Here is a 13,151-nt window from a genome sequence, read left to right as displayed (position 1 = left end):
AACGGCGGCGTCACCATCGCGCCGGCACCCTCCGGCGCCATCAGCGGAACCCGTCGGACCGGCCCGGGGGAGCGGGTCGGGCGTGCGGGCCAGGCCGCCGCGGGTCGGGCGGGGCGGGTGTGCGCGGGCGGGGCCGGGCGGGCGTCCGCGCGGTGGGTGCCGCGGCCAGGGCGCGGCACGGCGTGGACCAGCCATCGACGGCGGGCGCGCCGGCCGGGAGCACCCCGGTGCCCGGTGGCGCCGGGGGCGTACGATTCCGGCGCGCGGTCGCCGTTGCCCGCCGCCTCAACGTTCCGGCGTGGGTTCCGCCCGCCGGCTGCGCGCGTGACGCGCGTCGTTGGACAATTTTCCGCAGCCCGCGAGGGGTCGGCCCGTAGTCCGACCCGGAGGAGAGACTAGCCTGATGGGCGTGACACGCCGCGCGAAGATCGTCTGCACTCTTGGTCCTGCCACCTCGTCCCCGGAGCGGATCCGGGGGCTCGTCGAGGCCGGCATGAACGTGGCCAGACTCAACTTCAGCCACGGCAGCCACTCCGACCACGAGGCGGTCTACCGGCTGGTCCGCGAGGCCGCGGAGGCGGCCGGACACCCGGTGGCCGTGCTCGCCGACCTGCAGGGTCCGAAGATCCGGCTCGGCCGGTTCGCCGACGGCCCGCACGAGTGGCGCACCGGCGACTCCGTCGTGATCACCGGCGACGACGTTCTCGGCACCAAGGACCGGGTCTCCTGCACCTACCGGAAGCTTCCGCAGGAGGTCAAGCCCGGCGACCGGCTGCTGATCGACGACGGCCGGGTCGCCGTCGAGGTCACCGACGTCACCGGCAACGACATCCGCTGCCTGGTCACGGAGGGTGGCCCGGTCTCCAACAACAAGGGCGTCTCGCTGCCGAACGTGGCGGTCAGCGTCCCCGCGATGTCCGAGAAGGACGCCGAGGACCTGCGCTTCGCCCTCGGCCTCGGCGTCGACCTGGTCGCGCTCTCCTTCGTCCGCTCCGCCGACGACATCAAGCTGGTGCACGGCATCATGGCCGAGGTCGGGGTGCACCGGCCGGTGCTGGCCAAGGTGGAGAAGCCCGAGGCGGTCGACTGCCTGGAGCAGATCGTGCTGGCCTTCGACGGGGTCATGGTCGCCCGTGGCGACCTGGGCGTGGAGCTGCCGCTCGACCAGGTCCCGCTGGTGCAGAAGCGCGCCGTGCAGCTCTGCCGGGAGAACGCCAAGCCGGTCATCGTGGCCACCCAGATGCTCGACTCGATGATCGAGAACTCGCGCCCGACCCGCGCCGAGGCCTCCGACGTGGCCAACGCCGTGCTCGACGGGGCGGACGCCGTGATGCTCTCCGGCGAGACCAGCGTCGGCAAGTACCCGGTGCTCACCGTCAGCACCATGGCGAAGATCGTCACCACCACCGAGTCCGGCTCGATCGGGGTGCCGCGCCTCCAGCACGACCCGCGTACGCACGGCGGCGCGCTCACCGTCGCCGCCTCCTCGATCGCCCGGGCCATCGGCGCGAAGGCCATGGTCGCCTTCTCGCAGACCGGCGACACCGTGCGGCGGCTGTCCCGGCTGCACTGCGACCTGCCGCTGCTCGCCTTCACCCCGGTGCCCGAGGTGCGCAACCAGCTTGCCCTCTCCTGGGGCGTGGAGACCTTCCTGATGCCGTTCGTCGAGCACACCGACGACATGTTCCGCCAGGTCGACCAGGCGTTGCTCGGGCTCAACCGGGCCAACCCCGGCGACCACGTGGTGATCGTCGCCGGCAGCCCGCCCGGCACCCCCGGCTCGACCAACACGCTGCGCGTACACCAGCTCGGGTCGTTGGTCGACGCCGCGTCCGCGCGAGCGCTTCAGTGAGTGCCGGGGAGGTCGCGGTCGGCCAGGCCGCGGTCGACCAGCTCCTCGACGTGCTCGACCTGGAGCACACCGGCGAGATGACCTTCCGGGGGATGAGCCCGCCGGTCGGCCCTCAGCGGGTGTACGGCGGCCAGGTCGCCGGCCAGGCCCTGGTGGCCGCCGGCCGGACGGTCGACCCGGCGCGCTTCGTGCACTCCCTGCACGGCTACTTCGTGCGCGCCGGCGACCCGAGCGAGCCGATCGCGTACGAGGTGGAGAACATCCGCGACGGCCGCTCCTTCTCGGTACGCCGCTCCGTGGCGCTCCAGCACGGCAAGCCGATCTTCTTCATGTCGGCGTCGTTCCACCGTCCCGAGGAGGGCCTGGACCACCACGCGCCCACGCCGCCCGACGTGCCGGGGCCGGACGAGGTCCCGACGATGACCGACCGGCTCTCCCGCTACCCCGAGCGGCTCGGCATCTGGGCGCAGATCCCGCGCCCGATCGACGTGCGTTACGTGGGCGAGCCCGGTTGGGTGCGCCCCGGCGACCGGCCGGCCGACCCGCACCAGCGGGTCTGGATGCGCATCGACGGCAAGCTGCCCGACGATCCGCTGCTGCACGCCTGCGCGCTGACGTACGCCTCCGACCTGACCCTGCTCGACTCGGTGCTGTCGGTGCACGGCGAGGTCTGGGGCCCCGGCGGGGTGGTGGGGGCCAGCCTCGACCACGCGCTGTGGTTCCACCGGCCGTTCCGCGCCGACGAGTGGTTCCTCTACGACTGCTGGAGCCCGTCCGCCTCCGGCGCGCGGGGGCTCGCCACGGGTCGCCTGTTCACCAGGGACGGCCGACACATCGCCACCGCCGTGCAGGAGGGGCTGCTGCGCCGCGTCGGGGAGTGACGCCGAGCCGGGGCGGCACATCGCCGTCGGCCGATCGGCCGAGGGGTGATCGGCCGGCCGGGGTGACCAGCGCGTTAATCTTGCCGGCATGCGCCTCTCCGCCCGGGTCGACTACGCCCTCCGTGCGGTCGCCGAGCTCGCCTCGGTGACCGGCGGTGCCGGGGCCGGGCGGGGTCGGCCGGTGACCGCCGAGCAGATCGCCCGCGCCCAGGAGATCCCGCCGAAGTTCCTGGAGAGCATCCTGCTGCAACTGCGCCGCGGCGGCATCGTGCACGCCCAGCGCGGTCCGGAGGGCGGCTACTGGCTGGCGCGGCCGGGCGGGGAGATCTCGCTGGCCGAGGTGATCCGGGTGATCGACGGCCCGCTCGCACACGTACGCGGGCAGCGGCCCGAGGAGCTCGGCTACCACGGCGCCGCCCGCTCCCTCCAGGAGGTCTGGATCGCCCTGCGGGCCAGCGAACGCCAGATCCTGGAACTGGTCACCGTCGCCGACGTGGCCGCCGGCACCCTGCCCGAGCGGGTCACGGAGCTGGCCGCCGACCCCCGCGCCTGGACCTGACCCGGGCCGAACGGCCGGCGTAGGGGCTCGCGCGCCGGCGGTCGACGCGTCGCCCCGCCGCCCGGACCGTCGTCACCGTTGTCCCCGCCGCCGGCCCGCGCCACTGTCGTCTCACTGACCGGTCGGAGTCTTGACCCCGGCACCCCGCGTGCCGCATTGTCGACCAAGTCGATAGGAGATGCCGAAAAGTCAGGGGGCGCTCGTGCGCAAGCTGCTGGTCCTCGCACTGGTCGGGCTCGCCGCGCAACTCGTCGACGGCGCGCTCGGCATGGCGTACGGACTGACCTCCTCCACGCTGCTGCTGCTCGTGGGCGTCGCCCCGGCCGCCGCGTCGGCGTCCGTGCACCTGGCCGAAATCGGCACCACGCTCGCCGCCGGGGTGGCGCACTGGCGGTTCGGCAACGTCGACTGGCGGGTGGTGGCCCGGATCGCCGTCCCCGGCGCGGTCGGCGCGTTCGCCGGCGCGACCTTCCTCAGCGCGATCTCCACCGAGTCGGCGGCCCCGTGGATGGCCGGCATCCTGTTCACGCTCGGCGCGTACCTGCTGGTGCGCTTCTCCCGACCGCTGCGCACCGACCGGCGGGCCGGTCGGCTGCGGGGGCGCTTCCTCGGCCCGCTCGGCCTGGTCGCCGGCTTCGTCGACGCCACGGGCGGCGGCGGGTGGGGGCCGGTCGCCACGCCGGCCCTGCTGGTCAGCGGCCGGCTGGAGCCCCGCAGGGTGATCGGCTCGGTGGACACGGCCGAGTTCGTGGTCGCCGGCGCCGCCAGCATCGGCTTCCTCATCGGCCTCGGCGCGGAGGGCTTCCTGCTGCCCATGGTGGCCGCGCTGCTCGTCGGTGGCCTGATCGCCGCGCCGGTCGCCGCCTGGCTGGTCCGGATCGTCCCCGCCCAACTGCTCGGCGCGGCGATCGGCGGCGTGATCGTGTTGACCAACGCCCGCACGCTGATGCGCTCGGCCGACCTCGGCGGCCCCGCCCGACCGGCGGTCTACGCGCTGCTCGCCGCCGCCTGGGTCGCCGCCCTGGCGCTGGCCGTCCGGGCGCTGCTGCGGACCCGCCGGGAGCGGGCCGTCGCCGCGGCGGCCCTCGCCGCGACCCAGGTCCCGGCCCCGGCGTCCGTCTCCGGCACGAGCACCCGGATCCCGGTGCCGACCGCCGGCACGGCCGACCCGCGCTAGCGGGGGAGTGGTGGGTCAGCGGGGCAGGAGGGCGGTCGCGGCGTCGCGGAGCAGCGACCACGCCTCGTCGACGTGGGCCTCGGCGGTCTGCGGCGAGCCGACGGCCAGGCGCAGCGTGTACCGGCCGTTCACCCGGGTGTGCGTCAGGTGCACCCGACCCGTGGCGTTGACCCGGGCCAGCAGTTCCGCGTTGACCTCGTCGTCGGCGCGCAGCCGGAAGCAGACCAGCGAGTACGGGTGCGCCCCCACCAGCGCGAACCGGTCGTCGGCGTGGACCCGCTCGGCGAACCGGGCGGCGAGCGCCACCCCGGACCGGATGTGCGCCCGCAGCCCCTCGGCGCCGTACCAGCGCAGCACGAACCAGAGCTTCAACGCCCGGAACCGGCGGCCCAGCGGCACCTGCCAGTCCCGGTAGTCGATCACCGCTCCGGATTCGGTGGCGGCGTTGCGCAGGTACTCCGGCAGCACGGTCAGCGCCTCGATCAGCTCCGCGGTGTCGGCGACCCAGAACGCGTCGCAGTCGAAGCCGGTGAGCAGCCACTTGTGCGGGTCGAAACAGTACGAATCGGCGTACTCCAGGCCGGCGTGGCCGAACCGCAGCTCCGGGCAGACCGCCGCCGCCCCCGCGTACGCGGCGTCGACGTGCAGGAACACGCCGTACTCGGCGCAGATCGCGCCGATCTCCGGCAGCGGGTCGATCGCGGTCGTGGACGTGGTCCCGACGGTGGCCACCACGATGGCGGGCACCACGCCGGCGGCCCGGTCCGCCTCGATCGCCGCGCTCAGCGCCGCTGGGGACATCGCCTGCGTCTCGGGGTCCACCTCGATCGGTCGTACGCCGTCGGCGCCCAGCCCGGCGATCCGCGCGGCCTTCTCGATCGAGGAGTGGCCCTGGGTGGACGTGTAGGCGCGGTACCGGCGGTCGACGCCGACCTCGCGCCACCGGCCGCCGCCGGCCCGGTGCAGCGCGACCAGGGTCGCCACCAGCGTCGCCGAGGACGCGGAATCCTGGATCACCCCGCCGCCGCCGGAGCCGGCGCGGAACCGCTTCGGCAGCTCCAGCAGGTCGGCGAGCCAGTCCAGCATCACCGTCTCCAGTTCGGTGCACGCGGGCCCGGTGGCCCAGAGCATGCCCTGCACGCCCAGCCCCGAGCTGACCAGGTCGCCCAGCACGCTGGGCCCGGAGGTGTTGGCCGGGAAGTAGCCGAAGAAACCGGGGTGCTGCCAGTGGGTCAGGCGCGGGGCGATCAGCCTGTCCAGGTCGGCGAGGACGGCCGCCACGGGCTCGCCGTGCTCGGGCGGGCCGGCCGGCAGCCCGGCGGCCACCGCGCCGGGCGGGTCCTGCGACGTCACCGGGCGCTGCCCCACCGTCGCCCAGTAGTCGGCGATCCAGTCCACCACCGCGTGCCCGGCGCGTCGGAACTCGTCCGGGGTCATGTGCTCAGCCACGCCCTGAGTTGATCAATAATCCGGGCCGGCGGCAAGGAAACTGCGGATCGTATCGAGAGGCGGCGCTGCCGGCCTCCGCCCGCCCGGCGTCGGGGCGGGAGCGGGACAGGCCGGGGGCGTGGCGGCAGGACAGGCCGGAGGCGTGGGTAAGTCCGGGGCGTGGGGCAGGCACCGGGCCGCAGCCGCGGAATCCGCACAGCCGCGGCCCGGTGCCCCACACCGCGGCATCCCCGACCCGTCCCGACCGGGGATGCCGTACCACCACCGGGGACAAACCTAGGCGGCCCGCGCGTCTCCCCGGTGACGGCGACGTGAAGATCGTGTTTCAGCCGTCCCGGCGCAGGCCACCGGCCACCTTCGCCGCGATCAGCTCGTACGAGCGCACCCGGTCGGCCACGTCGTACACCAGGGTGGTCAGCATCAGCTCGTCCGCGCCGGTACGCGCCAGCAGCTCGCCGAGCTGCCGCCGCACGGTCTCCGGCGAGCCCATCGCCTGGCCCTCCCGGCGTTGCCGCACGAACTCCCGCTCGACCTCGGTGTACGGGTACGCCGCCGCCTCGTCCGGCGCGGCCAGGGGCCCCGGTCGACCCGAGCGCAGCCGCAGCAGCGACAGCGCGCTCGGCCCCGCCAGCCACTCCGCCCGCTCGTCCGTGTCCGCGCAGACCGCGTTGACCGCCACCATCGCGTACGGCTCGGCCAGCCACTTCGACGGCCGGAAGCTTTGCCGGTACAGCGCCAGGGCGGGCAGCGTGTGCTGCGAGCTGAAGTGGTGCGCGAACGAGAACGGCAGCCCCAGCATCCCCGCCAGTTGGGCGCTGAACCCGCTGGAGCCGAGCAGCCAGATCGCCGGCTGCTGCCCGCGACCCGGGGTGGCCGTGATCGGCCCCGGCCGCTCGCCGGTGAAGTAGTTCATCAGGTCCGCCAGCTCCCGGGGGAAGCCCTCCGCCGACAGCCCCTCCATGGTCCGGCGCAGCGCCAGCGCGGTCACCTGGTCGGTGCCCGGGGCGCGGCCGATGCCCAGGTCGATCCGGCCCGGGTGCAGCGCGTCGAGGGTGCCGAACTGCTCGGCCACCACCAGCGGCGCGTGGTTGGGCAGCATCACCCCGCCCGAGCCCAGCCGGATCGTCGACGTGTGCGCCGCCAGGTGCGCGAGCAGCACGGCCGGGGCGGAACTCGCGATCCCCGGCATGTTGTGGTGCTCGGCCACCCAGAACCGGTGGTATCCCAGCTCCTCGGTGCGGCGGGCCAGCTCGGTGGTGTGCCGCAGGGCCTCGCCGGCCGTGGCGCCGGCCGCGACCGGGGCAAGGTCAAGAACAGACAGCGGTACGTTGATCACACGGCTGGCCAACCCGCCCGGCCCCCGAATTGTTCCCCGGGGCAACCAAGCTCACGCGGCGCGTCGCGCCGGGTGTTCAGCCCAGGCCGCGGGCCTGTTCGAAGATCAGGCTCGTCTGGGTGTGCAGCACCGCCGGGTCCACCGCCAGGTGGTCCAGCACGAAGTCGCGCAGCGCGTCCGCCGAGGCGGCCCGCACGTGCAGCACGTAGTCCTCCGCGCCCGCCACGTGGAACACCGACACCACCCCCGGCAGCCGCACCGACCGGGCCCGGAACGCGTCCACCGCCGCCCGCTCGTGCGCGGTCAGCCGCACCGACACCAGCGCCTGCAACGGCAGCCCCACCGCCGCCGGATCCACCTCCGCGTGGAACCCGCGGATCGCCCCGCACTCGCGTAGCGCGCGGGTGCGGGTCAGGCACGTCGAGGGGGCCACCCCGACCCGCTCGGCGAGGGCGTTGTTCGGCAGCCGGCCGTCCGCGGCCAGCTCGGACAGGATCGCCCGATCGGTGTCGTCCAGGGCCGCGAACCGCCGCACATCGTTCGTCGCAGGGGGCATGGAGACATCCTCCGTCGAATCGCCGCGCCAATCAAAGGGATACAGCCGAATCATCTTCGGAACTATTGCCCCCTGCTGGCTCTATGTTCGATCCTTCCGGCATGACGACCGTGGACACCCGAGCCGTGCACGCCGGCCGCGACGACCTCGCCGCCCTCGGCGTCCACGTGCCGCCCATCGACCTCTCCACCACCAACCCCCTGCCGTCCGTCGGCGCCGGCGGCGACGCGTACGAGACCCTCGCCACCGGGGGCACGCTCCCCGCCGGCGGCAGCGCCGTCTACCAGCGCCTGTGGAACCCCACCGTCGCCCGCTTCGAGACCGCCCTCGCCAACCTCGAAGGCACCGGCGACGCCGTCGCCTTCGCCAGCGGCATGGCCGCCCTCACCGCCACGCTGCTCGCCGCCACCCGGGACGGGAAGCGCCACCTCGTCGCCGTCCGCCCGCTCTACGGCGGCACCGACCACGTGCTCGCCACCGGTCTGCTCGGCACCACCGTCACCTGGGCCTGCGCGGGCGAGGTCGCCGCCGCCGTCCGCCCCGACACCGCCCTGGTCATCGCCGAGACCCCGGCCAACCCCACCCTCGACCTGGTCGACATCGCCGCCCTCGCGCAGGCCGCCGGCGACGTCCCCCTGCTCGTGGACAACACCGTCGCGACCCCCGTGCTCCAGCAGCCCACCCGGCACGGCGCCGCCCTCGTGCTGCACAGCGCCACCAAGAGCATCGGCGGACACGGCGACGTGCTCGCCGGAGTCGTCGCCTGCGACGCCGACTGGGCCGCCCGGCTGCGCCAGGTCCGCGCGCTCACCGGCGCGATCCTGCACCCCCTCGGCGCGTACCTGCTGCACCGCGGCCTGCAGACCCTGCCGGTGCGGGTCCGCGCCCAGCAGGCCGGCGCGGAGAAACTCGCCGCCTGGCTCGCCGCCCACCCCGCCGTCACGCGGGTTCACCACCCGTCGCTGCACGACCCGGCCGGGCTCGTCGGCCGGCAGATGGCCGGCCCCGGCAGCCTCCTCGCCTTCGAGGTACGCGGCGGCGCGCCCGCCGCGGCCGCCGTCGCCGGCGGCTGCCGGCTGATCACCCACGCCGTCTCGCTCGGTGGGGTCGACACCCTCATCCAGCACCCGGCCTCGCTGACCCACCGGCCCGTCGAGGAGGAGGCCAAGCCGGTCGGTGGGCTGCTGCGCGTCTCCGTCGGCCTGGAGGACCCGGAGGACCTGCGCGCGGACCTGGCGCGGGCGCTCGCCGAACTCGGCTGAGCCGGCACGTCCGCGCGCGCCCGACGATCGGGCACCGGTCGCGGAGGACGATCGGCCGCTCCGCACCGCCACGCAGCCTTCTCCTGCATCCGCTGGACCATGTCCGCGAGCACGGCCCGCATCGCGGCGTCGCAGAGGTCAACCAGGCCGGGCCCCGCACCGGCGCGGTGGATTCGCCGGACCGCGCCACCCTGTCGGTGGTGACCGGCTGACCGTCGCCGGGGTGGCGGCCCAGTAGGTAGGAGTAGGCCGCCGGGCCGGTCGGATAGCCGACATCGGGCGAGCAGCGGAGGCCGCGGGCGGCGGTGCCGGTCATGAGTGTTTCGGGCCGGTCGACGCACCGGCACCAGACGGTGGTGCGGGGCCTGCGCGCGGGCAACCGACCGGATGTTGCCGCCTCGGGCGCGGAGGGCGCGGGCGCGGGCCCGCATCTCGGGCGGTGCACCCGCGCATCATGGAACAGCGGTGTGACAGGAGTGCCGGGAGCGGGATTCGAACCCGCAAGCCCTTTCGGGCAGAAGTGTTTGAGACTTCCGTGTATGCCGTTCCACCATCCCGGCGAGTGCCGCTTACTGTACCCGACTACGCTCGTGCGGGAGCATGGGTGGTAGCCGTGCCGGGAACAATGGTGGGAGTGGCTCGTGGCCGAGACGCAGACGGACGTCGAGCGCAGGCGCGTTCTGATAGCCGAGGACGAGGCGCTCATTCGGCTGGACCTCGCCGAGATGCTGGTCGAAGAGGGCTACGAGGTGGTCGGGGAGGCCGGTGACGGCGAGACCGCCGTCCGGCTCGCCGAGGAGCTCAAGCCCGATCTGGTCATTCTCGACATCAAGATGCCGATCATGGACGGGCTGGCCGCCGCCGAGCGGATCGCCGGCGCCCGGATCGCCCCGGTGATCATCCTGACCGCGTTCAGCCAGCGCGACCTGGTGGAGCGGGCCCGGGCGGCCGGCGCGATGGCGTACCTCGTGAAGCCCTTCCAGAAGAGCGACCTGGTGCCGGCGGTGGAGATCGCCCTGTCCCGCTACTCCGAGATCGCCGCGCTGGAGTCGGAGGTCGCCGGGCTGACCGACCGGCTGGAGATCCGCAAGACCGTGGAGCGCGCCAAGGGCGCGCTCATGACGACCTACGGGATGACCGAGCCGCAGGCGTTCAAGTGGATCCAGCGCACGGCGATGGACCACCGGATGACCATGAAGGAGGTCGCCGAGCGGATCCTCGCCGAGACCGCCGGCGGCGAGGTCGCGCAGCCCGCCTCCTGACCCGGGGCGCGACCCGCCGGGCCGCTCGGATCCCGCGCCGGGCCCTCCGTCGCGGTCGGCCGGACGGGCCCGGGAGCGACGCCGCGGGACGGCGCGACACGCGGGGCCCGTGCGACGGGGCTCCCCGGCGGGCCAGCCGATCGATAACATCTGATCCCATGTGGTCCCGGCGGCTGGTGGCGGTGCTCGGTGTCGTCGCCGCGCTGCTGGCCGGCTGCGACCGGGCCCCGGCGGGGCCCGCCGCCGAGTCGCTGCGCCCGGCGTGGCAGCCGCTGACCCTGCCCGCGCCGCCGGGCGCGGCCGGCCGGCCGCTGTTGCGCGACGCCGTGGCCTGCGCCGGCCGGTGGTACGTGGTGGGCGGGCTGGCCGACGCGGCGGGGGAGACGCGGCCGGCGGCCTGGAGCAGCGCCGACGGCGCGGCGTGGTCGGCGCTGCCGGTGGCGGCGTCGAGTTTCTACGGCCGCCAGCACGTGCTGTACGCGGCCGCCTGCCGGGACGGGCGGGTGGCGGCGCTCGGGGCGAAGAACGGCGGCGTGCACGGCAATCCCCGCACGGGCACGTGGGCGCAGGCCCCGGACGGCGCGCTGCGGGAGGTGCCGGCCCCCTTCGAGCTGTACGCGGGGCCGCGGGCGGTGAGCGTGACCCGGTTGGCCGCCGGGCCGGCCGGTTGGCTGATCGCGGGGGCCCGAGTCGACGGCGCGGCGGTCTGGACGTCCCCCGACGGCGAGCGGTTCACCATCCGGGAGGGCGTGCCGGAGCTCGCCGGCGACGGGCGCGGCCGGACGGTGGCGTACGACGCGGTCGCTGTGGCGTCGGGCTGGTGGGTGGTAGGGGCGGTGCTGCCGCCGGGCGCGACCGCGCTGGCGCCCCTGGCGTGGGCATCGGCGGACGGCCGTGCCTGGCGGCGGGTGGCGTTGCCGGCGGCCGACGGGAGCGGCCAGGCGCAGCGGGTGGCGTCGGTGGGCGACGGCGGGCTGGTGGCGGTCGGTCCGGTGCGTGAGGGGTTCGCGGCCTGGCGGCTGGCCGGGGACGCGTGGCGGCGGGTCGGCGGGTTCGGCGTGCCGGGGCCGGGGGTGTCGTCGGTCGACGGTCTGGTGCCGGCCGGGCGTGCTCTGGTGGCGGTGACCGGGGACGGCGGCGGTCACGGACTGTGGCTCTCGGCCGATTCGGGTGATTCGTGGCGGACGATGGCGATGCCTGCCGTGGTGCCCGACGGCGGCAACACGGCGGTGGCGGTGGCGGCGCAGGGAGATCGACTGGTGTTGGTCGCCGATGACGGCCAGGCGTCGCGTGCCTGGTGGACGGGGTTGTCGGTCGTCGATCGGTAGGGAGTGGGCGCTGACCTGCTCGTTACCGATGAAACGAAGGCTAGGGGCATTCATGGCCGACGGTTCTTACAGCGATCGTTTCCGATCCGCCACGGCGTGTAACGGTTCGGTCAACCCGCTCCGCTGGGGCTTTCGTCACAGCTGAAAGGTGGGATAGCGTCCGGCCCCAGACCGGCGACGACGGTCTGGTTCGTCCGCCCCCGCAAGGGCCAATAGGCAGCGGGTGGTTCGGACCATGGGACGGAGGAGGGTTCGGGCCTTGAGGCAGAAGCTCGCGCGCGTTATCGGTGGGGTCGCCATGCTGGCACTCGTCGCCGGCGGCACCGCATGCTCCAGCGGTGGCGACGACACGGCGTCCGGTGGGGAAGCCTGTGGCAACAAGATCGCGTTCTTCGGTGCGCTGACCGGCAGCTCGGCGGCGCTCGGCATCAACGAGAACAACGGCGTCAAGCTGGCCGTCGACAAGTACAACAAGGAAAACGCCGACTGCAAGGTCGAGCTGGTCCCGCTGGACTCGCAGGGCAGCCCGGACCAGGCCCCGAGTCTGGCCCAGAAGGCCATCGACGACGCGAAGATCCTCGGCGTCGTCGGCCCGGCCTACTCGGGTGAGTCGGAGGCCGCCGGTCCGCTGTTCAACGAGGCCGGTCTGGTGACCATCACCCCCTCCGCGACCCGCCCGAGCCTCGCGGAGCAGGGCTGGAAGACCTTCTTCCGCGCGGTCGGCAACGACTTCAGCCAGGGCCCGGCGGCCGGCAACTACATCAAGAACGTGCTGAAGGCCGACAAGGTCTACGTCATCGACGACCAGTCCGCATACGGCGCCGGCCTGGCCGACGAGGTCAAGAAGCTGCTCGGCCCGGCGGTCGTCGGCTCGGACAAGGTCCAGGGCGAGGGCAAGCAGACCGAGTTCTCCGCCGTGGTCACCAAGGTCAAGGCCGCGAACGTCAAGGCCATCTTCTACGGCGGCTACTACCAGGAGGCCGGCCTGATCCGCAAGCAGCTCAGCGCTGCCGGGGTCACCGCTCCGCTGATCGCCGGTGACGGCGTGAACGACGCCGCGTACATCACCTCCGCGGGTGCGGCGGCGGCCGAGGGCACCATCCTCACCTGCCCGTGCGCGCCGGCCGCCGAGGCTCGGGGCACCTTCGTCCAGGAGTACAAGGCCCTCAACGGCACCGACCCGGGCACCTACAGCGACACGGCGTACGACGCGGCGAACATCCTGCTCGCCGGTATCAAGGCGGGCAAGACCACCCGTGCGGGCCTGCTGGAGTTCGTGAAGGGCTACAGCGGCGAGGGCGTCGCGGCGAGCTACAAGTTCGTCGAGGGCGGCGAGCTCGACCCGGCGCAGGTCAAGGTCTGGGCCTTCAAGGTCGTCGGTGGCAAGGTCGTCCCGGATCAGGAGATCCCGAAGTCCTGACGCCGGTCGCTGCTACAGCGATTGAGTTGTGATCGCGGGTGCGGCCGGGAGCTCGCTCCCGGCCGCACC

General features: G+C 74.2%; 11 protein-coding genes and 1 tRNA gene. 8 read left to right on the top strand and 4 right to left on the bottom strand.

Translation table 11 applies throughout. The features are described from left to right. The first annotated feature begins 403 nt into the window (after nucleotides 1-403). The 4 genes from pyk (at nucleotide 404) to ABT006_RS22490 (ending at nucleotide 4,469) form a co-directional block, all read left to right on the top strand. A complete protein-coding gene (gene pyk / locus ABT006_RS22505) occupies nucleotides 404-1,852 on the top strand; it encodes a pyruvate kinase (protein ID WP_350709257.1) in 1,449 nt (482 codons plus the stop codon). Then, nucleotides 1,849-2,733, top strand: a complete 885-nt coding sequence (locus ABT006_RS22500) for an acyl-CoA thioesterase (protein WP_350709255.1) — start codon at nucleotides 1,849-1,851, stop codon at nucleotides 2,731-2,733. Before pyk ends, ABT006_RS22500 begins: the two co-directional genes overlap by 4 nt. An 88-nt stretch (nucleotides 2,734-2,821) precedes the next feature. Then, nucleotides 2,822-3,292, top strand: coding sequence for an RrF2 family transcriptional regulator (locus tag ABT006_RS22495; RefSeq protein ID WP_350709253.1), 471 nt, complete (start codon nucleotides 2,822-2,824; stop codon nucleotides 3,290-3,292). Between the two features lie 202 nt (nucleotides 3,293-3,494). Then, nucleotides 3,495-4,469, top strand: coding sequence for a sulfite exporter TauE/SafE family protein (locus tag ABT006_RS22490; RefSeq protein ID WP_350709384.1), 975 nt, complete (start codon nucleotides 3,495-3,497; stop codon nucleotides 4,467-4,469). 15 nt (nucleotides 4,470-4,484) lie between these two features. Here the strand turns inward: ABT006_RS22490 and ABT006_RS22485 are convergent, their stop codons facing one another. The 3 genes from ABT006_RS22485 to ABT006_RS22475 form a co-directional block, all read right to left on the bottom strand. After that, on the bottom strand, nucleotides 4,485-5,918 hold the full coding sequence (locus ABT006_RS22485) for a pyridoxal-dependent decarboxylase (protein ID WP_350709251.1): 1,434 nt from the start codon (nucleotides 5,916-5,918) through the stop codon (nucleotides 4,485-4,487). Nucleotides 5,919-6,243: 325 nt separating this feature from the next. Further along, nucleotides 6,244-7,254 carry an LLM class flavin-dependent oxidoreductase gene (locus tag ABT006_RS22480; protein ID WP_350709249.1) on the bottom strand — a complete coding sequence of 337 codons (1,011 nt, stop codon included), beginning with the start codon at nucleotides 7,252-7,254 and terminating at the stop codon, nucleotides 6,244-6,246. A 76-nt stretch (nucleotides 7,255-7,330) separates the two neighbouring features. Next, nucleotides 7,331-7,810, bottom strand: a complete 480-nt coding sequence (locus tag ABT006_RS22475) for an Lrp/AsnC family transcriptional regulator (protein WP_350709247.1) — start codon at nucleotides 7,808-7,810, stop codon at nucleotides 7,331-7,333. Nucleotides 7,811-7,893: 83 nt separating this feature from the next. Between ABT006_RS22475 and ABT006_RS22470 the strand changes: the two genes are divergently transcribed. After that, nucleotides 7,894-9,072, top strand: a complete 1,179-nt coding sequence (locus tag ABT006_RS22470) for a trans-sulfuration enzyme family protein (protein ID WP_350709245.1) — start codon at nucleotides 7,894-7,896, stop codon at nucleotides 9,070-9,072. A 477-nt stretch (nucleotides 9,073-9,549) separates the two neighbouring features. Here ABT006_RS22470 and ABT006_RS22465 read toward each other — a convergent pair. Continuing rightward, a tRNA-Leu gene (locus ABT006_RS22465) sits at nucleotides 9,550-9,632 on the bottom strand. Nucleotides 9,633-9,713: 81 nt separating this feature from the next. On the opposite strand from ABT006_RS22465, the gene ABT006_RS22460 reads away from it, so the two are divergent. The 3 genes from ABT006_RS22460 to ABT006_RS22450 all read left to right on the top strand — a co-directional run bounded on the left by ABT006_RS22460 (nucleotide 9,714) and on the right by ABT006_RS22450 (nucleotide 13,082). Further along, complete coding sequence (locus tag ABT006_RS22460; protein WP_350709244.1) at nucleotides 9,714-10,334, top strand: ANTAR domain-containing response regulator; 621 nt, start codon at nucleotides 9,714-9,716, stop codon at nucleotides 10,332-10,334. Nucleotides 10,335-10,492: 158 nt separating this feature from the next. Then, on the top strand, nucleotides 10,493-11,662 hold the full coding sequence (locus ABT006_RS22455) for a hypothetical protein (protein ID WP_350709242.1): 1,170 nt from the start codon (nucleotides 10,493-10,495) through the stop codon (nucleotides 11,660-11,662). Between the two features lie 259 nt (nucleotides 11,663-11,921). Next, nucleotides 11,922-13,082 carry a branched-chain amino acid ABC transporter substrate-binding protein gene (locus ABT006_RS22450; RefSeq protein ID WP_350709241.1) on the top strand — a complete coding sequence of 387 codons (1,161 nt, stop codon included), beginning with the start codon at nucleotides 11,922-11,924 and terminating at the stop codon, nucleotides 13,080-13,082. Nucleotides 13,083-13,151: the final 69 nt, after the last annotated feature.

The organism is Micromonospora sp. NPDC002717, assembly GCF_040295705.1.
Classification (GTDB): Bacteria; Actinomycetota; Actinomycetes; order Mycobacteriales; family Micromonosporaceae; genus Micromonospora.
This window is presented reverse-complemented; position numbering and strand designations above follow the sequence as displayed.

What these genes read in the sequence shown, in the direction of transcription:
- pyk (WP_350709257.1), top strand. Translation starts at nt 404, where the DNA reads ATGGGCGTGACACGCCGCGCGAAGATCGTCTGCACTCTTGGTCCTGCC.
- ABT006_RS22495 (WP_350709253.1), top strand. Translation starts at nt 2,822, where the DNA reads ATGCGCCTCTCCGCCCGGGTCGACTACGCCCTCCGTGCGGTCGCCGAG.
- ABT006_RS22475 (WP_350709247.1), bottom strand. Translation starts at nt 7,810, where the DNA reads ATGCCCCCTGCGACGAACGATGTGCGGCGGTTCGCGGCCCTGGACGAC.
- ABT006_RS22470 (WP_350709245.1), top strand. Translation starts at nt 7,894, where the DNA reads ATGTTCGATCCTTCCGGCATGACGACCGTGGACACCCGAGCCGTGCAC.
- ABT006_RS22455 (WP_350709242.1), top strand. Translation starts at nt 10,493, where the DNA reads ATGTGGTCCCGGCGGCTGGTGGCGGTGCTCGGTGTCGTCGCCGCGCTG.